Origin of the sequence: Sinorhizobium sp. 22678, assembly GCF_052044265.1 — a bacterium.
Taxonomy (GTDB): Bacteria; Pseudomonadota; Alphaproteobacteria; order Rhizobiales; family Rhizobiaceae; genus Sinorhizobium; species Sinorhizobium meliloti_A.
This window is the reverse complement of sequence record NZ_JBQEMS010000006.1, coordinates 21,708-42,775: the sequence shown is the minus strand read 5'-3', so window position 1 is coordinate 42,775 and position 21,068 is coordinate 21,708. Positions and strand designations below refer to the sequence as shown.

At 63.0% G+C, this 21,068-nt stretch carries 15 protein-coding genes; 9 read left to right on the top strand and 6 right to left on the bottom strand.

All coding sequences use genetic code 11. The annotated features are described in order from the left end of the window. Positions 1-112: 112 nt before the first annotated feature. Entirely contained in the window at positions 113-1,240 is a 1,128-nt protein-coding gene (locus ACTJKL_RS10975) for an NAD(P)/FAD-dependent oxidoreductase (RefSeq protein WP_440852879.1), read from the bottom strand. Positions 1,241-1,318: 78 nt separating this feature from the next. Then, the gene (locus ACTJKL_RS10970) at positions 1,319-2,272 is read right to left on the bottom strand and encodes a LysR family transcriptional regulator (RefSeq protein ID WP_018098412.1); all 954 of its coding nucleotides are present in this window, start codon (positions 2,270-2,272) and stop codon (positions 1,319-1,321) included. Positions 2,273-2,459: 187 nt separating this feature from the next. Here ACTJKL_RS10970 and ACTJKL_RS10965 point away from each other — a divergent pair, with 187 nt between their 5' ends. Further along, entirely contained in the window at positions 2,460-3,647 is a 1,188-nt protein-coding gene (locus ACTJKL_RS10965) for an acyl-CoA dehydrogenase (protein ID WP_018098414.1), read from the top strand. A gap of 8 nt (positions 3,648-3,655) precedes the next feature. Further along, positions 3,656-4,840, top strand: coding sequence for a CaiB/BaiF CoA transferase family protein (locus ACTJKL_RS10960; protein ID WP_100670181.1), 1,185 nt, complete (start codon positions 3,656-3,658; stop codon positions 4,838-4,840). Between the two features lie 61 nt (positions 4,841-4,901). Here the strand turns inward: ACTJKL_RS10960 and htpG are convergent, their stop codons facing one another. Beyond that, a complete protein-coding gene (gene htpG / locus ACTJKL_RS10955) occupies positions 4,902-6,791 on the bottom strand; it encodes a molecular chaperone HtpG (protein ID WP_100670182.1) in 1,890 nt (629 codons plus the stop codon). A 105-nt stretch (positions 6,792-6,896) separates the two neighbouring features. Between htpG and ACTJKL_RS10950 the strand changes: the two genes are divergently transcribed. After that, entirely contained in the window at positions 6,897-8,069 is a 1,173-nt protein-coding gene (locus ACTJKL_RS10950) for an acetate/propionate family kinase (RefSeq protein WP_411926642.1), read from the top strand. A 168-nt stretch (positions 8,070-8,237) separates the two neighbouring features. Here ACTJKL_RS10950 and ACTJKL_RS10945 read toward each other — a convergent pair whose 3' ends face one another. Then, entirely contained in the window at positions 8,238-9,713 is a 1,476-nt protein-coding gene (locus ACTJKL_RS10945; protein WP_411922835.1) for an NAD-dependent succinate-semialdehyde dehydrogenase, read from the bottom strand. A 114-nt stretch (positions 9,714-9,827) separates the two neighbouring features. Next, positions 9,828-11,096 (bottom strand): 4-aminobutyrate--2-oxoglutarate transaminase, encoded by a 1,269-nt coding sequence (locus ACTJKL_RS10940; RefSeq protein WP_440852878.1) that lies wholly within the window; start codon positions 11,094-11,096, stop codon positions 9,828-9,830. A 214-nt stretch (positions 11,097-11,310) separates the two neighbouring features. Here ACTJKL_RS10940 and ACTJKL_RS10935 point away from each other — a divergent pair, with 214 nt between their 5' ends. The 5 genes from ACTJKL_RS10935 to ACTJKL_RS10915 all read left to right on the top strand — a co-directional run bounded on the left by ACTJKL_RS10935 (position 11,311) and on the right by ACTJKL_RS10915 (position 17,589). Next, positions 11,311-12,141 carry a MerR family transcriptional regulator gene (locus tag ACTJKL_RS10935; RefSeq protein WP_100670186.1) on the top strand — a complete coding sequence of 277 codons (831 nt, stop codon included), beginning with the start codon at positions 11,311-11,313 and terminating at the stop codon, positions 12,139-12,141. 343 nt (positions 12,142-12,484) lie between these two features. After that, the gene (locus ACTJKL_RS10930; RefSeq protein ID WP_440852971.1) at positions 12,485-13,627 is read left to right on the top strand and encodes an acyltransferase family protein; all 1,143 of its coding nucleotides are present in this window, start codon (positions 12,485-12,487) and stop codon (positions 13,625-13,627) included. Between the two features lie 16 nt (positions 13,628-13,643). Next, the gene (locus tag ACTJKL_RS10925) at positions 13,644-14,747 is read left to right on the top strand and encodes a glycosyltransferase family 2 protein (protein WP_440852877.1); all 1,104 of its coding nucleotides are present in this window, start codon (positions 13,644-13,646) and stop codon (positions 14,745-14,747) included. A gap of 1 nt (position 14,748) precedes the next feature. Further along, positions 14,749-15,786 carry a glycosyltransferase family 2 protein gene (locus ACTJKL_RS10920; RefSeq protein WP_440852876.1) on the top strand — a complete coding sequence of 346 codons (1,038 nt, stop codon included), beginning with the start codon at positions 14,749-14,751 and terminating at the stop codon, positions 15,784-15,786. 9 nt (positions 15,787-15,795) lie between these two features. Then, positions 15,796-17,589: an ABC transporter ATP-binding protein gene (locus ACTJKL_RS10915; protein WP_440852875.1), complete on the top strand. Its 1,794-nt coding sequence runs from the start codon at positions 15,796-15,798 to the stop codon at positions 17,587-17,589. A 175-nt stretch (positions 17,590-17,764) separates the two neighbouring features. Here ACTJKL_RS10915 and fba read toward each other — a convergent pair whose 3' ends face one another. Next, complete coding sequence (gene fba, locus ACTJKL_RS10910; protein WP_100670191.1) at positions 17,765-18,808, bottom strand: class II fructose-bisphosphate aldolase; 1,044 nt, start codon at positions 18,806-18,808, stop codon at positions 17,765-17,767. 644 nt (positions 18,809-19,452) lie between these two features. Between fba and ACTJKL_RS10905 the strand changes: the two genes are divergently transcribed. Beyond that, a complete protein-coding gene (locus ACTJKL_RS10905; protein ID WP_100670192.1) occupies positions 19,453-21,051 on the top strand; it encodes a peptide ABC transporter substrate-binding protein in 1,599 nt (532 codons plus the stop codon). Positions 21,052-21,068: the final 17 nt, after the last annotated feature.

Sequence of the window (21,068 nt, the reverse complement as noted above, 5' to 3'; positions counted from 1 at the left end):
GATGTCAGGAACGGCTCCTCAGTCGCGTGACGGCTGTTCGACGACGATAAATGGAGTTGTGGCCTGTGGTTTTGGAATTTGTCGCGATTGCGGCCAGGCTCGCAAAATTGCTTCAGCTCGGCAGGCGACGCGGGTCGAACTGTCGGGGATCGAGCTCCTCGGCCCGGAAGGCTGCGGGCGGTGCGGTGTCGCTCAGAAGGGCAGCCGCCAGAGCGCCCAGCGCAGGCGAGGTGAGAATTCCATAGCCTCCCTGGGCGGCCAGCCAGAAGAAATCCGGGCAGCCTGGCGCAAAACCGATGACCGGCAGCCGGTCAGGGGAAAAGCTGCGCAGACCCGCCCAGCTCTTGAAGATTCTTCTTACCGGGACCGTCGTCGCCTCTTCGACGTAGTGTGCGGCCCAGGCGACGTCGATCTCCTCCGGCTGAACGTCCGATGCTTCGCACGGCGTCGCGTCGGCGGGCGAGGCGAGCAGCCTCCCTCCCTCGGGCTTCATGTAAAAATCTTCATCTATCTCGTTGATTTCAGGAAGCTTTGCTGCATCGATGCCTGCCGGAAGGTCAACGGTGATGGCGGTGCGCCGATGCGGGACGATGCCGCTCGGCCTTACGCCGAAGACCGCAGCAACCGGGTCCGCCCAGGCACCGGCCGCGTTGACGACGATCCTGGCTCCGATCTCACCGGCCGCCGTGCCCAGCAGCCAGCCCGATCCATGATGCCGAGCGGTGAGGATTTCATGGCGCTCGAGGATGTCGCAGCCGTTGCGGCGGGCGCCCTTGACGTAGCCCTGGAGCAGGTTCTCAACCTCGATGTCCCAGAAATTCGGGTCGTGGAAGGCGGCTGCGACATAGTCGGGCTTGAGGATCGGAACGCGGGCAAGCGCCTCGTCTTTCGTGAGCCGTTCGATTTCAGGCGTGAATTCGCGTTCTTCGGCGAGCAGCTTTTCAAATCGGTCGAGTTTCCCGGCACCCGCGATCATCACGCCGCCGCGTTGCCTTAACAGCGGCACGTCGCTGAAGCCTTCCGGCGGCCGATCGAAAAAGGCCTTCGATATCGTCGCAAGTTTGCAGATTTCCGGCGCGTTGTATCTGAGCACGAACTCGGCGGCCGAGCGGCCGGTGCTGTGATAGCCGAGCGCCTCCTCCCGTTCCAGGACGGCGACCGAACGATGCGGGCTCAGGAAATAGGCGAGCGACAAGCCGGCGATCCCGCCCCCGATAATCACAACGTCGTAGTCTGGCATGTACCGCTCCCGCAACTTGACGGCGGAGAATAGGGACGGTGCGGGTGCCGCTCAAATTTATAGTGGTAAATGTCGCTATCAATCCTGCTGATGGTCGCAATGATCCAGCGCTTCGGTGTCGGCGACGTGGGCGAGGAAGGCGGCTTCGGCCGGATTGAGGATGGAATTCGGATTGGAAATGCGGAACACGTCGGTCGTCGGCAGGTCGCGATAGGGGGGCAACTGCCACAAATCACCCGCCGCGACGGCCTCGCGGGCGATATGATCGGGCAGCATGCCGATGCCGACATCGGCGGCGATCAGCCGCATGACCTCCTCGACATTGCAGGAGACGCCCCGAACCTGCTGGCCGAAGGAGCCTACGGCGCGGACTGCGGTCACGGAATTCATGTGCTGACCGCCGAGTACATCGGCTATGAAGGCGATGTAAGGATCGCCGCGCAGATCGTGGAAATCAACGCCCTCGACGCCGAAAAGCCGGTGGCCGCGGCCGCAGTAGAGCGCGTAGCGCTCGCGTATGTGGAAGCTCTTGTTCAAGCCCTCCGGTATGATGCCGTCGCAGAGGCCCATCGTCGCAATGTTGCGTTCGACGGCGCTCAACACGTCGACGGTCGTTGCCACGGTCATCGATATCGTCACCTTCGGATGCATGCGAAAGAAGCTGCCGAGTTTCCGGTCCCAGGCGGGATTGTGGGCGTGGCTCACCGCATGGATGTTGAGATGACCGGTGATCTCCTCGCCCGCCGTTTCCAGAACATGGGGCAGGCGAATGACGGCCGCGAAGATATCGCGGCACTGGAGGTGCAGTTTCTCACCTGCTTCCGTCAGATCGAAACGCCCCGGGCGACGGTCGATCAGTTTCTGCCCGATGGTCTGCTCGAGCCGTTTGAGGGCCATGCTGACGGCGGGCTGCTGCAGGAGCAGCCGGTTTGCGGCCGCCGTGATGCTGCCTTCCTCGACGACCACGACGAAGGTGCGCAACAGGTTCCAATCGAGATTGTGGGCGAAACGTTCAAGGCGGTTGTTGGTCATGGTGGCCGGCGGAGCGATGATGTACTTTATGCATATTCAGAAGAATGGTCGCTTGCACAAGGCCAATCGCCACGGGGCCGATCAGATGAATCATGCAGCAGGCGCATGAGCCAGTGTCTCAATTTCGTTTGAAAGCCTTGACCCGGCTTGTCATAACACAGGCGCGACAATGCGACGGGAGATAGAGATGGCCGGCAAAAGCCAATTCCAGTGGGACGATCCGTTCCTCCTCGAAGATCAACTGAGCGAAGACGAGCGGATGATCCGCGATACGGCGCGCGCCTATGCCCAGGAAAAGCTGCAGCCGCGCGTGATCGAAGCTTACCGCGAGGAGACGACGGACCCGGCGATCTTCCGCGAGATGGGCGACCTCGGCCTGCTCGGCGTGACCGTTCCCGACACCTATGGCGGTGTCGGCGCGTCCTACGTCGCCTACGGTCTCGTCGCACGCGAGGTGGAGCGCGTCGATTCCGGCTATCGCTCGATGATGAGCGTGCAATCGTCGCTCGTCATCTATCCGATTTTCGCCTACGGCTCGGAAGAGCAGAAGCGGAAGTTCCTTCCGAAGCTTATCAGCGGTGAGTGGATCGGCTGCTTCGGGCTGACCGAGCCGGACGCCGGCTCCGATCCGGCGGGCATGAAGACCCGGGCGATCAAGACCGAAGGCGGCTACCGTCTCGTCGGCTCCAAGATGTGGATCTCCAATGCGCCGCTCGCCGATGTCTTCGTCGTCTGGGCGAAGTCGGAAGCGCATGACAATGCCATCCGGGGCTTCGTGCTGGAAAAAGGCGCGAAAGGCCTTTCCGCACCGAAGATCGCAGGCAAGCTCTCGCTGCGCGCCTCGATCACCGGCGAAATCGTCCTCGACAATGTCGAGGTCGCAGACGACGCGCTGCTGCCGAATGTCGAGGGGCTGAAGGGACCATTCGGCTGCCTCAACCGTGCTCGCTACGGAATTTCCTGGGGGGCGCTCGGCGCGGCCGAATTCTGCTGGCATGCGGCCCGTCAGTACGGTCTCGACCGCAAGCAGTTCAACCGACCGCTCGCCCAGACCCAGCTTTTCCAGAAGAAGCTCGCCGACATGCAGACCGAGATCGCGCTCGGGCTGCAGGGCTCGCTCAGGGTCGGACGGCTGATGGACGAGGGCCGCATGGCCCCGGAGATGATCTCGATCGTCAAGCGCAACAATTGCGGCAAGGCACTCGATATTGCGCGCATGGCCCGCGACATGCATGGCGGCAACGGCATTTCCGAGGAATATCAGGTCATGCGCCACATGATGAACCTCGAGACCGTCAACACCTATGAGGGCACGCACGACGTGCATGCGCTGATCCTCGGCCGCGCCCAGACCGGGCTGCAGGCCTTCTTCTGAGCGCCGCCATGGAAGCGCCGCTCAAGGGCATCCGGGTGCTCGAACTTGCCCGCATACTGGCGGGCCCCTGGATCGGGCAGACCCTTGCCGATCTCGGCGCCGACGTCGTCAAGGTCGAGAGCCCGGCCGGAGACGACACCCGGACCTGGGGACCTCCCTTCGTGAAAGGCGAAGACGACGAAAGGCTGGATGCCGCCTATTTTCACGCGTGCAACCGCGGCAAGAGGTCTGTCGTTCTCGACTTTACGACCGCAGAGGGGCAGGAGGCGGTGCGCCGGCTTGCCGCGCAATCCGACGTCTTGCTCGAGAACTTCAAGGTCGGCGGCCTCGCCAAATACGGTCTCGATTATGAAAGCCTGAGGAAAGTCAATCCGCGGCTCATCTATTGCTCGGTCACCGGCTTCGGGCAGGACGGGCCCTATGCTCACCGCGCCGGCTACGACTACATCGTCCAGGGCATGAGCGGCATCATGGACCTGACGGGCGAGCCGGATCGTGAACCGCAAAAGATCGGCGTTGCCTTCGCAGATATTTTCACCGGGCTCTATGGTGTTATCGCGGTGCAGGCGGCCCTGGCACAGCGGGAACGCACGGGCGATGGCCAGCAGATCGACATGGCGTTGCTCGACTGCATGACGGGCGTGCTCGCCAACCAGGCGCTGAACTTTCTCGTTTCCGGCAAGGCACCGCGGCGGCTCGGCAATGCCCATCCGAATATCGCACCCTATCAGGTGTTTCCGACCGCCGACGGGCATCTGATCGTCGCAGTCGGCAACGACCGCCAATTCGTGAAATTCTGCGAACTCCTCGGCCGGCCGGATCTCGCCTCGGATGCCCGCTACCACACGAATGCAGACCGCGTGCAGCACCGCGAGAGCCTGACACCGGAGCTCGCGGCGGAAACAGCGAAGTTCGAGCGGGATACGTTGCTCGCCCGGCTCGAAGCCGCAGGCGTCCCCGGTGGCCCGATCAACTCCGTCGCCGACGTTTTCGCCGATCCGCAGGTCGTCCACCGGCAGATGCGGGTGGAGACACCCCATACCGGCGCGGCGGCAGGAACGTCGCCGGGCGTCCGCACGCCGATCCGCTTCTCCGGTGCAACGCTTTCGCTCGAGCGCGGCGTGCCCCGGCTCGGGGAACATACGGATGAGGTGCTGGCGGAGATCGGAATGGTCTTGTCGAAAGACCGGTAAGTCAGGTCGGCCTCAATCTCCTTCGCCCCGCCTGCGGGACGAAGGAGCCTTTCTCTTGAGCCTAAACCTTCAAGGCCCGATCGAACACGCGGGAAAGCCGCTCTGCAAAGGCGCGGGGATTTTCGGGCTTGTCGCCGTCGAGAACGCGGGCCTGGTCGAGGAGAAGTCTGACCGCGTCCTCCCGGAAGCCCTTGTCCTCCGCGGAGCAGGCGGCAAGCGCGGCGATCAGGTTATGGCCGGGATTGATCTCGAGGACTGGCTTGGGAGCCCCCTCCATGCGTCCGGCGCCTTGGAGCATTTTCTGGAGCTGAAGGTCAGGCCCCTGTTCGGGCGCAACAAGGCAGACGGCGCTTTCCGTGAGGCGGTCGGAGGTTCGGACGTCCGAAACCACCTCGCCGAGCGTCTCCCTCGCGAAGGCCACGAAGTCGGTGACGGCGGCGCCCGCTTCCGTCGAAGCGCCGGCCGCATCGTCCTTTTTGGCGATGGCGGCGAGATCGGCCGCACCCTGGGTGATCGACTTGAACGGCTTTCCTTCGAAATCGGGAGCGGTCGTCACCCAGAAGCTGTCGACGGGGCATGTCAGGAGCAGCACCTCGATGCCGCGGGCGCGAAAACCTTCGAGCTGGGGCGACGCCTTCAGCTGGGCGAGGTTGTCGCCGGTCAGGTAGTAGATGGCCGACTGGCCGTCCTTCATCTCCTTGACGTAGTCGCTCAAACCGCGCGGCTTGTCGTCATCCGCGGTCGTGCGGAAGCGCGACAGCGCCAGGAGCTGGCCCCGCCGCTCGAAATCCTCGTAAATGCCCTCCTTGATCACGCTGCCGAAGTTTTCCCAGATCTTGGCGAAGGCCTCGGGATCGCTTTCCGCAAGCTTTTCGATGCTGGTCAGCACGCGGTTCGTCAGCCCCTTGCGGATATTTGCGAGAAGAGGACTTTCCTGAATCATTTCCCGCGAGACGTTGAGCGGCAGGTCCGCCGTGTCGACGAGGCCGCGCACGAAGCGCAGGTATCGCGGCAGCAGTTCCGCCTCGTCGGTGATGAAGACGCGCTTGACGTAGAGCTTCATCCGGCCCTTGCGATCGGGGTCGAAAAGATCGAACGGCTTCGAGCCGGGCACGAAGGCAAGCGCGGTATATTCGTGGCGCCCCTCGGCGCGGAAATGAACCGTCAGCGCCGGATCGTCGTACTGCCCGGCAACGCCGCGGTAGAAATCGGTATAATCGTCCTTGCTGATCTCGCTTTTCTGCTTCGTCCAGAGCGCCGTGCCGTCTGCTACCTGTGCCGGTTCTGCACCGGGCTTCTCGACGATCGAGATCGGAACCGGCACGTGACCGGACTGCTCCTTGATGATGCGCTCGACCGTCCAGCGCGAGGTGTAGGTCTTGGCGTCGTCCATCAGATGCAGCGTGATGCGCGTACCGCGCGACGGCGCGTCCGCGAGATTGACCGCCGAAACCGTGTAGCTGCCCTTGCCGTCGGATGCCCAGTGCCAGGCCTTGTCGGTGCCGGCGCGGCGGGAAACGACATCGACGTTGTCGGCGACCATGAAGGCCGAATAGAAGCCGACACCGAACTGGCCGATGAGCTGGGCGCCGTCCTTGTTCTGCGCTGCTTCAACCCGCTCCATGAAGGCACGCGTGCCGGAGCGTGCAATCGTGCCCAGCGATTCGACAAGCTCGTCGCGGCCCATGCCGATGCCGTTGTCCTCGATGACCAGGCGGGCATTCTCCTCGTCGAGCGTCAGAGTGATGCGCGAGGCGGGATCGCTGCCGAGGAGCTCGGGGGCGACGATCGCTTCGTAGCGCAGCTTCTCGCAGGCGTCGGCCGCATTCGAAATCAGCTCGCGGAGAAAGACGTTCTTATCGGAATAGACGGAGTGCACCATCAGGTGCAGCAGCTTCGCCACGTCGGCTTCGAAGACATGTTTCTCTACGGACGTTTCGACTTCACTCATTGCGTTTTCGGACCTCGTTGACGTTTGCTCCCAATTGGCAAGCCGCGGCCTGAATTTCAAGGGTCGTCTTGCGGCAGCCCCGCTTCGGTGCGAAGCTCCTGTCAGATGGAAGCGCTGCTCGTCATCAATGCCGGCTCGTCCAGCCTGAAGTTCCAGATATTCGGGATCGCCACGGCGGGGCTCGAGCGGCAGGTTCGTGCGAAACTGGACGGCATCGGAACCCGGCCGCGCCTGAAGGCGACGGCAGCCGACGGCACCGAGCTCATCGATCGAAGCTTGGACAGGACCGACGTTCGCGACCTTCCCGCGGCCCTGTCGGTCGCACGCGACTGGCTGGCGACGCTTCGCGGCTTCGACCTCCGGGCGATCGGCCATAGGGTGGTGCATGGCGGTCCGGATTACGTCCGGCCGGTGCTGATCGACCCGACGGTGCTCGACCGTCTGTCAAGCTATCAGGACCTCGCACCGCTGCACCAGCCCAACAATCTCGCGCCGATCCGGCTCGCTATGGAAATCAAACCCGACGTGCCGCAGGTCGCCTGTTTCGACACGGCCTTCCATCGAGGGCGCGCCGAGCATACCGATTGCTATGCCCTGCCGCGCGCCTTCTATGAGCAGGGTGTGCGGCGCTATGGCTTTCACGGGATTTCCTATGAATATATCGCCGGTCGACTGCGCGAGGTGGCGCCGGAGGTCGCCCGCGGCCGGGTGATCGTCGCCCATCTCGGCAGCGGCGCGTCGATGTGCGCGCTGAACGACGGACGCAGCGTCGAAACGACGATGGGCTTTACCGCACTTGACGGGCTGCCGATGGGCACGCGGCCGGGCCAATTGGATCCCGGCGTCGTTCTCCACCTGCTCCAGGACATGAGTGCACAAGCTGTGTCGGACCTGCTCTACCACCAGTCCGGCCTGAAAGGTCTCTCCGGCATATCGAACGACATGCGCGAGCTTCTGGAGAGCGAGGACCCGCGCGCTTCCTTCGCGATAGACCATTTCGTGCACCGCTGCGCGCTCAACGCCGGCATGCTGGCCGCAGCCTTGGGAGGCCTCGACGCTTTTGTGTTTACCGCCGGTATCGGCGAAAACGCGGCGCCGATCCGGGCCCGTATTTCCGAAGGCCTGGCCTGGCTCGGCGCGCAGCTCGATCCGGCCGCAAACGATGCAGATGCCTCGATCATCTCGAAGGCAGGAAGCCGCGTCGCGCTCCACGTCATGCCCACCGACGAGGAGCTGATGATCGCCCGCCATACGCTTGCGATCATCCGTGCTCCTTGAAGAGCCGGCCCGAAATCTTGTCGTTCCGACAGTTCCCCTCGCAATACGGAACGCCTCTACATGTGGCAGCTTCGGCTGAAGCGTGACCCGTGCCGCAAATCGTCTCCCCCTTGTGGGGAGATGGCCTGCAGGCCAGAGGGGGCGTCCTGGCGGTCGGCAGGCGCCCGGTCAGATGTTGCCCATGCAGAGATATTTCATCTCGAGATAGTCCTCGAGACCGTGGCGAGAGCCTTCCCGGCCGATGCCGGATTGCTTGATGCCGCCGAAGGGAGCGGCCTCAGAAGACATGCGGCCCGTATTGATGCCGACCATGCCGTACTCCAGAGCCTCGGCGACATGCCAGACCCGCTTGAGGTTCTCGGCGTAGAAATAGGCAGCAAGACCGTAGATCGTATCGTTCGCCTCGGCCACCACCTGTTCGGCGGTCTCGAAGCGGATAATCGGGGCGATCGGCCCGAATGTCTCTTCCTGGGCGATGCGCATGTCGTGCGAGATGCCGGTAAGCACCGTCGGTTCGAAGAAGGTGCCGGTCGTTCCGATCCGGCTGCCGCCCGAGCGCACTTGCGCTCCCTTGGCTACCGCGTCGGCCACATGCGCTTCGATCTTGTCGATCGCGTGGACGTCGATCATCGGACCGATGGCGACGTCGGGAGCAAAACCGTCACCGACCGTGAGTTCGCGCACGCGCGCGACGAACTTGTCGGCAAACGCGTCATGCACCGCGGATTGCACATAGATGCGGTTCGCCGAAACGCAGGTCTGGCCGGCATTGCGGAATTTCGCCTGGAGCGCGCCGTCCACCGCCTCGTCGATATCGGCGTCGTCGAAGACGATGAACGGGGCGTTGCCGCCGAGCTCGAGGCTTACCTTCTTGATCTGGTCGGAGCATTGCCGCATCAGGAGCCTTCCGACCTCCGTCGATCCGGTGAAGCTGATCTTGCGAACTTTGGGATTGCTGCAGAGTTCGCGCCCGATCGGGGCGCCTTCGGAGGCGTAGAGAAGATTGAGCACGCCTTCGGGAAAGCCCGCCTTCTCGGCAAGCGCGAACATCGCGCCGGCTACCAGCGGCGTCTGTTCGGCGGGCTTCAGGACGATCGTGCAGCCGGCGGCAAGCGCCGGGGAAATCTTGCGCGCGACCATCGAAGCCGGGAAATTCCAGGGCGTGATCGTGCCGACCACGCCGACCGGCTGCTTGATCACGAGCATACGCCGATCGTTGGCGGGTGCCGGGAAGGTCTCTCCGTAGACGCGCTTGGCTTCCTCCGCGTACCATTCGACATAGGATGCGGCGTGCAGCACTTCGCCCTTTGCCTCGCCGACGGGCTTGCCCATTTCGGCAGTCAGGATAGAGGCGAGGTCGTCGGCATGCTCGACGAGCAGGTCGTGCCAGCGGCGCAGGATGATGCTGCGATCCTTGGCCGGCTTGCCGGCCCACAGAGGCTGGGCGAGGGCGGCCGCGTCGATAGCCGCGCGTGCGTCATCGATTCCCATGTCCGGAAGCGTCGCGAGCAGTTCGCCGGTCGATGGGTTGGAAACATCGAAGGTGGGGCCGGCCGGCTGTCCGGAAGACCGCGTGACTTCGCCGAGGGAGGCGAAGACCTTCGGTCGCCGGATGTGTCTGGTAAGTGCGGGCGTCAGGGCCATGGGCGTCCTCCCGCGATGCCTGCGGCGACCGCAGGCTTCGCTTCTATTCCTTGTGAGGGCGCGGATCATGCGCCCCGGCTTGGACGAGCGCGATAGCGGCCGGTCCGGCAGCCGTCAACCGCGTGCTTCGAGGATCGATGCCTCGATAATGTCGAGGGCTTCTGCGAAGACCTCGTCCTGGATCGTTATCGGCGCCAGGAAGCGGATGACATTGCCATGGACGCCGCAGGTCAGCAGGATCAGCCCCTTTTCGAGGGCAAGGAGGCGGACCTTGTTTGCGAATTCGGCGCTCGGCAGGTTCGTCCTCACGTCGTTGAATTCGACGGCGTTCATGAAGCCGGGTCCGCGGATGTCGACGATTTCCGGTGCTTTCTCGCGGATGGCCGCAAGGCGCTGCTTCAGCCGGTTGCCGAGCTGGTTCGCCCGCTCGCAGAGGTTCTCCTCGGCAATCACGTCGAGGACCGCATGCGCGGCGGCGATGCCGAGCGGATTGCCGCCATAGGTGCCGCCGAGGCCGCCCGGCCCGGGCGCGTCCATGATCTCGGCTCGGCCGGTGACGGCCGCAAGCGGGAAGCCGCCGGCGAGGCTCTTCGCCATCGTCGTCAGATCCGGCGCGACACCGTGATGTTCCATGGCGAAGAGCTTGCCGGTGCGGGCAAAGCCGGTCTGCACCTCGTCGGCGATCAGCAGGATGCGGTGCTGGTCGCAGATCTCGCGAAGCGCCTTCATGAAGGCGGTCGGGACCGGGTAGAAGCCGCCTTCTCCCTGAACCGGCTCGATGATGATCGCCGCGACACGGGCCGGATCGACATCGGCCGCGAAGAGCTTCTTCAGCGCCGAAAGCGACTGCTCGACAGTCACGCCGTGAAGCTCGATCGGGAAGGGGGCGTGAAAGACGTCTGCCGGCATCGCGCCGAAACCGACCTTGTACGGAACGACCTTGCCCGTCAGCGCCATGCCCATGAAGGTGCGGCCGTGGAAACCGCCCCCGAAGGCGACAACCGCCTGGCGGCCCGTCGCGGCGCGCGCGATCTTGACGGCGTTCTCGACGGCTTCCGCGCCGGTCGTGACGAAGATGGTCTTCTTCGCGAACTCGCCTGGCACGATCGCGTTCAGGCGCTCCGCCAGATGCACGTAGTTTTCATAGGGCACCACCTGGTGGCAGGTGTGGGTGAAGCGATCGAGCTGCGCCTTGACGGCAGCGATCACCTTCGGGTGGCGGTGGCCGGTATTGACCACGGCGATGCCGGCGGCAAAGTCGATGTAGCGGTTGCCTTCCTTGTCGAAGATCTCCGCGTTTTCCGCGCGCTCGGCATAGACCTGCGTGGTCATTCCGACACCGCGGGAGATGGCTGCATTCTTGCGATCTGTGAGGCTCGTCATCGTTGTCGTCCTGGTCGAGAGGGAATATATTGCATTTTTTCTGCAACTTTTCTCAGGAAGAGGTACATTTTTCAGGATGGATTGCAAATCAAATTTGCTGATCGAGACAACACCCGGATTGATGGGCGCTTCTTGTGCAGCCGCCGCGCTCGCGGCTAGATAGCCGCCAGCGATCGGCGGCACGGATCCGGCACGGTGATGAGGATATGAATTGATGGGCGGTATTGGCACCATTCGCTACAAGGTTGCCGAGGCGGCAAGGCTAGCGGGCGTGTCCGCATCGACGCTCAGGCTTTGGGAAACGCAAGGTCTCGTCGTGCCGGAGCGTTCGGTGACGGGGCATAGACAATATACAGCTGCCGATCTCGCCCGGCTGAAGCGCATTTCCTGGTTCCGCTCCGAACGCGGCCTCAACCCCGCAGCGATCAGGGAGGCTCTGGAGGCTGAAAGCCCCTTTACCGAAGACGAAAATGGCTCCGCCACGCCGACCGACGACAATGGCGACCTGCAGGTCGGGCGGAAGCTGCGCAGTCTGAGACATGCCGCAGGCAAGACGCTGGAGCAGGTGGCCGGCGACATCGGCATCGCGGCATCCGTGCTCTCGACCCTGGAGCGGACGTCGCAGGGCGTCTCCGTCGCCGTTCTGCACAACCTCGCCGAATATTTCGGAACCACCGTATCGAGCCTCTCCGGCGAAGGGGAGACAAGAGCGCGCGCGCTCGTGCGGGCCGGCGAATGGCGCAACTGGCCGCGCACGACACCGGGGGTGACGGTGCAGTTGCTGGCCGAAGGCAAGAACCAGATGGATTGCCATCGCTTCGTTCTGGCACCAGGCGCCTCGAGCGAGGGCGCCTACCGGCATGAGGGGGAGGAATTCGTCTACGTCCTTTCCGGACGCGTGGAGTTCGTGCTGGATTCGGATCAGTTCTACGATCTCCACCCGGGCGACTCCCTTTATTTCGAGAGCCGCCGCCGCCATGCCTGGTCGAACAGGCACGACGGCGAAACCGTGTTGTTGTGGATCAACACGCCGCCGACGTTTTGATAGAAAACATCGGCACTTAGAGCTTGAAAATAATTTAGATGTTTATGTGCTGACAGATGTATTCCGACGTAATGAGTCGGGCCGCTGCCAACCACAACGCCTACTCGATCGCGCCGACGCTGAATATTGCGCGCAAGACACACTCCCGGCGTCTTTGGGATCGGCCGACTATGTTGATGAAGGGCGGAACAAAGTTTGGCCCGATTCCCCCGTTCAGCCTCGAACAGTTCTTTAGCCTGCCCGACTGCTTGCTTCCGTCGCCAAGCGTTCAACGAACCTGATTGCAGACGATGCACCTGTTCGCGATTCGACGGAAGAAAGCTCGAACGGAGAGGGAGTGTTGATGCAGATGGTGCGCGACCAGCAGCTGGACGGCCTGAGAGCCGTAGCGGTCACAATGGTGCTCTACGCGCATTTCTTCGCGGCTGATGGATCCCATTGGGGCCATCTCGGCGTTCGGCTGTTTTTCGTATTGAGTGGCTTCCTGATAACGCGGCTGCTGCTCGATGCGCGCGACACTGCCCGTTTCGAGCCGGCGACGGCACTCAAATCCTTCTACGCGCGCCGCGCACTTCGCATCTTCCCCCCTTACTTCGCCGTCCTCGCCGCCGTCTTTTTCCTTGATCTGGAACGATCGAAGGAGGTCATGGCGTGGCACGCCCTCTATCTGTCCAATTTCTGGTACGCGCTGCAGAACGAATGGACGCCGTGGGTTCTCTGTCATACGTGGAGTCTGAGCATCGAGGAGCAGTTCTACCTCGTATGGCCATTGATCGTGCTGCTCGTGCCGCGCCGGTCGGTTGCCGGGGTTTGCATCGGCGTTATCGTTTGCTCGCTCGCCTACCGCTTTTACTGGCCGCTCACCGGTACTCCATCACTCGCGCGGGATCTTTTGCCGCCGGCGTCGATGGATGCGCTGGCCGTGGGCGCGCTGCTCGCCGCCCGCCCATCCTGGCGAGTCTGTTGGCCGGCATGGGCAAAACTGAGCTGGATGCCGTTTTCGCTCGCTTCGCTCGCTTCGCTCGTCCTCGTGTGGTCGAAGCCCGTTGCCATGTCACCGGTCGTCGCGTGGTTCGCCTGGATTTGCCTGGAGGTCCTCCCGCTCCTGCCGCTCGCCATGCTGGTCGGCGGCTGTTCGAAGGGGATCGGCGGGCTTGCCGGTCGGCTCGTCGCGCTTTCGCCTTTGGCGGCGCTCGGCCGGATCAGCTATGGCGTCTATCTTTTCCACGCGGTCGTGCTGGCCCTGGTCGTTCAAGCGCAGCCTTTCATCCCGGTCAATGTCTCGGATCAGGGGGCAGGGCGGTTCGTCGTTGCGGGCTCCCTGACCCTGATGCTCGCCTCGGTTTCCTGGCTGTTCTTCGAAAAGCCGCTCAACGGGCTGAAGCGGCACTTTCCGTATATTCGTTCCGACGGCGGAGCCGGGGCGGCAGTCGCGATCCCTGGCGCCGGTCGTGACGAAGCCCTGCAGCCCCAGAACCTTCGATAAGCTCACGAGCCGAACCATGCCGACGCCCCTCGTCTCCATCGTCCTGCCTGTCTACAATGCGGAGCCGTACATCGCCGCAGCTATCGAGAGCGTGTTGCGCCAGGACTACGAGCGTCTGGAGGTAATCGCGATCGACGACGGGTCGACGGATCGGTCGCGGGACATTCTCGAACGCTATCGCAAGAGCGATTCTCGCGTTTCCATCATTTCCCGCGAGAACCGCGGCCTCATAGCGACACTGAATGAAGGCCTCGCGCTTGCAAAGGGCGAGCTTGTCGCGCGAATGGATGCCGACGACATCGCCTATCCGTCGCGCCTGTCGCGTCAGGTCGCATTGTTTTCCGCAGAGCCCCGGCTCGCCCTTTCCGGCACGGGCATCGACATGCTGATTGGCAATCGGATCATCCGCGGCAAGCCCAATCCCATATACCGCCCGGGAAGCCTGCGAATCCTGTCGATGTTCTTCACCATCTTCATGCACTCGACCGTCGTCTATAACCGTAACGTCATCCCGGAAGAGATGCTCCGCTACGACCCGAACTATGTGCATGCGGAAGATTTCGATCTCTTCAGGCGGATCGCGGATCGTTTCCCAGTCCACATGATCGACGAGGCGCTGGTCGCCTATCGCATCCATGAGGATAGCGTGACCAGCAAGCACAAGCGGCAGATGCGCCGAACCCATTTGACCATCGTCGCCGAGAACCTGGCGCGGGATGCCCTTCTCGGAGAATCCGCAGCCCTCGAAGCGATCGGCGCCGCGGTGACGAGCGAGACGGTGGCACGTCTTGCCGACTGGGTCCTGGCGCTAGAGGGTGAGATTTCGGCCCAGCCGGGCGAGGTTCGGTGTGCCTATGAGGACGGCGCCCTTTGCTTCTTCTACTTCCTCTACCAGCTCATCGCCGACGAGGAGCAGCCGCGACTGACCCATGAGTTCCTGACGCGGACCGGGAAATGGGGCCTCATCCGCCGCCGCGAGCGATACGGGCTGCTTGCGGCCGCTCGCGCACCCTGGTGCAGCCGGATTTCGCTCGCCGCGAGCAAGCGGGTGGATCGGCTCGCGCGCCACCTGCAGTCGGTGCCCGCCGCCAGCGTGCTTTCCGGACATGGCTGGACCTGACATGGCCGTCGAACTGCCTGCAAAAGCGCAGAAACCTCCAAGAGCACCGGCTGCTCGGCACTCGGTGGTCGCTTCATTGTCCGAAGCGTCGGAGCCGTTCGTCAGTTTCATCGTCTGCACGCGCAACCGCGTCCGGGCGCTTGGCGCCTCGATCCGATCGATCGAGGCCGCATGCCATGCCCATGCGGCGAACAGGAGCGAACTCGTCGTCGTCGACAACGGCTCCACGGACGGCACCCCGGAAGAACTCGCACGCATGGCAGCAGCCTCGACAATGCCGATCACGCTCGCCACCGAGCCTCGCCCGGGCCTCGCCGCGGCACGCAATACAGGGATGGCGCGCGCGCGGGGCCGGATTTTCGTCTTCATCGACGACGACTGCGAGGTGGACAGGAACTATCTCGCCGACCTCCAACGGCACTACGCCAGTGGCGACGCGCGGGTCATCCGCGGAGGACGCGTGGAACTCGGCGACCCTGCCGACCTGCCGTTCACCATCAAGCGGTCGAAAGTCGCGGCACGTCTGACCCGCGACGTCCACCCCGGCGGCTTCGTGCTCGGCTGCAACATGACCATGCATCGCGACGTCGCGGCACGCATCGGTCCTTTCGACGAGCGCTTCGGCGCAGGCGCGCCGCTGAAGGCCGCGGAAGATACGGATTACCTGGTCCGGGCATTTCGGCTCGGCATTCCGGTCGAATACGTGCCGGACATGATCGTCCATCATCATCACGGGCGCCGTTTTCGTGCGGCGATCGAAGAACTGCATCGTAATTACAGCCTCGGCAATGGCGGGCTCTGTCTGAAGCACCTGCTCGGCGCGCCCTGGCTCCTCAAGCATTTCGGCTGGACCGTCAGGTCCGCATGCGGCGAAGTTTTCGGAGGCGCCCGCTTCGACCCAAAGCTGCAACTGTCACATTGGCCGATCGTTTCGATGAACATTGTCGGCGCCGCGCGCTTCGCGCGGATTGCCATGGCAAACGCGGCGCAGCCGACCGAACGGCGCCAGCCCGAACAAGCAGCACCGAAGCTCAGGTGAGGACCGCATATGCGTAGATTCCTATTGCCGGGACTGGAGGTCCTGCGCGGCGCGCTGGGGCGGCAACTACGCCTGCTGCCGGTCGTCGTCATTCTCGGCCTTGCCAGCGCCGCGCTCGAAGGCGCCGGCATCGGCCTCATCATTCCGATGCTGGGCATCATCGCAGGAGATGGACAAGCCAACGGCTTGAGCGGCATTTCCGCTTACTTTCAGGCGGTAGGAGCGGGCTTGGGAGACGGCGAACGCCTGCTGGTCATTGCGGCCGCCGTGCTCGCGCTGATCGTGCTCAAGAATATCCTCGCCTTCGCTAACACGCTGCTCACGACCTTCATCTACGGCAAGGCCAGCCACGCCATCCGCAGCGCGCTTTCGGATCAGCTCCTGCGGATTGGATATCCGTTCTTCATGCAGCAAAGTCCCGGCCGGCTGCTCAACATCATCTCCAACGAGTCATGGCGCGCGTCCGACGCGATCCAGACGGTCCTTTCGTCTATCGTGCACGGCTCGGCGGCGGTCATCCTGCTCGCCTTTCTCTTGCTCATGTCCTGGCAGATGACGCTGTTCGTGGCGCTCGGCCTCGTCCTTGTCCAGCTTGCGCATGCAGCGCTCTCCGCGACGCTCAAGGGCCCAAGCCGCCATGTGACCTCCTTCAACAGCGAGCTTGCCGCCAGAATGCTGCATCTCGTTCATGCCGGAAGGCTGATCCGCGTGTTCGGCCAGGAAACACGCGAGAAGGATGCATTCGATTCCGCGTCCGACGCCGTTCGCCGTGCCGGCTTTGCGCTCCAGTCACGACAGGGGGCGCTGCCGCCGCTGACCGAGGTGCTCCACTCGGCGTTGTTTCTGGCCGTGGTGGTAAGCGCCTGGTCCGTCGGCGTCAGCTTTCCGGTGATCGTCGCCTTCGTCGTGCTGCTATATCGACTGCAGCCGCATATGCGCGCCCTGCAGATGTCCTGGAGCCAGATTCAGGGCTGGAGCGGATCGCTCGAAGAGGTGCGTTGGCTTCTCGACTCCTCCGACAAGCCGAAGCCTCCTCAGGGCAATGCCCCGGTCGACGGCCTGCACGAGGGCATGAAATTCGACCGGGTGACCTTCAGGTATCCCGGTTCCGAGGTGCGTCCCCTGGTGCTGCATTCCGCAAGCTTCGAAATCCGCAGCGGCCGTTCCACCGCAATCATCGGCCGTTCCGGCGCCGGAAAGACGACGATCGTCAATCTCCTCTGCCGTTTCGTCGAGCCGGATGAAGGACGCATCCTCGTCGATGGCGTGCCGCTCGACGAGCTCGATCCCGTTCAGTGGCGGCGCCAGATCGCGGTCGCCAGCCAGGACCTCGAACTGGTGGACGGCACCATCCTGGAAAACATCACCTACGGTCAAAGCGCCACACCTGCAGAAGCGGAACGCGCCGCGAAGCTTGCCGAAGCGCACGGTTTCATCGAGCAGCTGCCGCAAGGCTATGAGACGCTCGTCGGCTACAGGGGTGCAAGCCTCTCGGCAGGCCAACGCCAGCGCATCGCGCTTGCCAGAGCGCTGGTGCGCGATCCGGCGATCCTGATCCTCGACGAGGCGACGAATGCGGTGGACGGCCTGTCGGAGGCGGCGATCGTCGAGACGTTGAGATCGAGGGCCGGCAGGCGCACGACGATCGTGATCAGCCATCACCGGAGCACGATCTCTTTTTGCGACGACGTCGTGGTCCTCGGCTCCGGGCGCGTCAAGGGCCAGGCCGCGCTGGCGGACGTCGCGTCGCTCAGCATGGACCAGCTCTACGAGCATGAGACCGGCACGGGGGGCGGAGGGTAGAGGTTTGCGGCACCGGCGCAGACTGCCGGATGCAGGGCGCGCGAGGACCCCGGCTGCTTGTCCATCGACCCTGGTTGCGGGCGCAGACGCGCGGCCCCTCTACCCGCTGCCGCGACCTCCCCGTTTGGACGGGGAGAAGGGGCCGGCAGGCGGATAGGGGCCTCTGATCTGAAAATTATGCGGCGGCGTAGCGCTTGGCCATCTCCGGCAACCGCAGCACCCGGATCTTCGATGCCTGGCCGGCGGCGTGGAAGGCCTCGAAGCGCTCCTTGCAGACCTCGGTCATGTGGGCAATTGCCGGCTTCAGATAGTTGCGCGGATCGAAATTATCCGGATGCTCGATATGGTGCTTGCGGATCTCGCCGGTGAAGGCGAGGCGGAGATCCGTGTCGATATTGACCTTGCGCACGCCGAGCGGAATGGCCTTCTGAATCTCGGACACCGGAACGCCCCAGGTCTTCTTCATCTTGCCGCCATAGGCGTTGAAGAGTTCCTGGAGATCGGCGGGGACGCTCGAGGAACCGTGCATGACGAGGTGGGTGTTCGGCAGACGCTTGTTGATCTTGGCGATCGTCTCGATCGAGAGGATCTCGCCGTCGGGTTCGCGGGTGAACTTGTAGGCGCCGTGGCTGGTGCCGATGGCGACCGCAAGAGCGTCGACGCCGGTCTTCGAAACGAAGTCGAGGGCCTGCTCGGGGTCGGTCAGCAGTTCCTCGCGTGAGAGCTTGCCTTCAAATCCATGGCCGTCCTCCTTGTCGCCGGCACCCGTTTCCAGATTGCCGAGGCAGCCGAGTTCCCCTTCGACGGAAACGCCGGCAGCATGGGCGATCTTCACGACTTCCGCGGTGACGGCGACATTATATTCGTAGCTCGCGACGCTCTTGCCGTCCTTCTCCAGCGAGCCGTCCATCATCACGGAGGTGAAGCCGTTGGTAATCGCCGAGATGCAGGTCGACGGCTGGTCGCCATGGTCGAGGTGGAGGCAGACGGGGATATGCGGATATTCTTCCGCAGCGCCGAGGATCAGATGGCGCAGAAACGCATCGCCGGCATAGGCCCGCGCGCCGCGGCTTGCCTGCAGGATGACAGGAGAGTCGGTCGCATCCGCGGCCCTCATGACGGCCTGGATATATTCGAGATTGTTCACATTGAAGGCCGGCAGTGCGTAATTGTTCTCTGCCGCGTGGTCGAGCAGTTGCCGCAATGTGATCAATGCCATTCTTAACTCCCTGATGCTCCGCGCCACTCCAGGCGCCAGTTCAAGCGCACAATAATTCATGCGGGGCGTTTGGCAACCGGGCCGGCGGTCGTGCCGGTCGCTTGATGGACGTGCGTCAGACAAATTGCTGTGGATGAGAAATCCCCCTGCCAGAAATCGCTACTTTCGCCCTCTGGTGGTGTTGCCAATCTCAGTTGTGCCCGCAGAGCAGCCGCGGGTTTTCGCGGCCGGCGGCAGGTTCGGTCCGGAACGTGGCGGCGTTCGGCGTCCGCGTGAGGGGGAGCCGATGTGCAAAAAGATTGCAGCGATTGGGGCAATTTTTTATGCATATTACGTAAAGTGCCGCTACAATTCATGAAGGTTGCATGACTGCTCTTTCGGAGCATTCTTCCGTAACGAAGCGCAACATGCCGAAGCGATCTACAACGTTGCAGGTGGATCTCCACGCGCCGGGGCCGGCCGGCAGACCTGCGTCGTGAAAGGGAGGAAATTCGTCGGAAACGCCTATACAACCTGAGCGATTATCGGCGTTCGCGTTTTAAAGAGAAGGCTGCAATTTTCCGGGCAGATCGCTTGCGTTCGCTGAAAATTTGCACTTCTCTCCTGCGATCAATGAACCCAAAACGAGGGGAAGGAGAAGAAAAATGGCTTCACTGAAACTCAATCTCAGGGCCGCTGCGCTCATAGGCTCGCTGCTCATCGGGGCAAGCCCCGCGCTCGCCGAGGCGGTACTTCACCGCGGCAATGCCGGCGAACCGCAGACGCTCGACCAGGCCCACACCTCCATCAACATCGAGGAGTTCATCCTCAAGGACCTCTATGAAGGCCTGACGATCTACGATGCCGCGGGCAAGATCGTTCCGGGCGCCGCCGAAACCTGGGAGCTTTCGGACGACGGTACCGTCTACACGTTCAAACTGCGTGCCGATGCCAAGTGGTCGGACGGATCGCCGGTGACGGCAGAGGATTTCGCCTTCTCCTTCCGCCGCGTGGAGGATCCGAAGACCGCGGCCGAATACGCCAACATCCTCTTCCCGATCAAGAACGCCGAAAAGGTCAACAAGGGCGAAGTGCCGGTCGACCAGCTCGGCGTGAAGGCCGTCGACGAAAAGACCCTGGAGGTTACCCTCGAACGGCCGACGCCCTTCTTCCTGGAACTGCTCGCACACCAGACGGCGCTTCCGGTCAGCAAGGCGAGCGTCGAAAAGAACGGCGCGGACTTCGTCAAACCGGGTGTGATGGTTTCGAATGGCGCATTCAAGCTGACGGCGCATGTGCCGAACGACAGCCTGACGGTGGAGAAGAACACCAATTATTGGGATGCCGCCAATGTCAAGCTCGACAAGGTGATCTTCTATCCGATCGACGATCAGGCGGCCTCTGTCCGTCGTTTCGAAGCGAAGGAAATGGATCTCGCCTACAACTTCTCCGCCGACCAGATCGAGCGCCTGCGCACGTCCTATGGAGAGCAGGTGCACGTTTCCCCGACGCTTGCCACCTACTACTACGCTTTCGACACCCGCCAGGAGCCCTATAGCGATGTCCGCGTCCGCCGGGCACTTTCGATGGCGGTCGACCGCGACTTCCTTGCCAAGGAAATCTACAGCGGTTCGCAGCTGCCGTCCTATTCGATGGTCCCGCCGGGCATCGAGAGCTACGGCGATCCCGCCAAGGCCGACTTTGCCGACATGTCGCAACTCGACCGCGAGGACAAGGCGATCGAGTTGATGAAGGAAGCCGGTTACGGCGAGGGCGGCAAGCCGCTCAACATCGAAATCCGCTACAACACCAATCCCAATCATGAGCGTGTCGCGACGGCGGTCGCCGACATGTGGAAGAACACCTTCGGCGCCAAGGTCTCGCTGGTGAATCTCGACGTGTCGTCGCACTATGCCTACCTGCAGGAGGGCGGCAAGTTCAACGTCGCGCGTGCCGGCTGGGTCGCCGATTACGCCGATGCCGAGAACTTCCTGGCACTGAGCCTCAGCACCAACAAGACCTTCAACTACGGCCATTTCGAAAACGCCGAATTCGATGCGCTGATGAAGAAGTCCTATGAGGAACAGGATCCGGCGGCACGATCGAAGATCATGCACGAGGCTGAAACTCTGCTGATGAAGGAGCAGCCGATCGCGCCGTTCCTGACCCAGGCGGACCTCTGGCTCGTTTCGGAACGGGTCAAGGGCTGGCAGGACAATGCGCCGAATGCGCATCTGAGCAAGTTCCTGAGCATCGCCGAATAACGAACTGAGGCGACGCG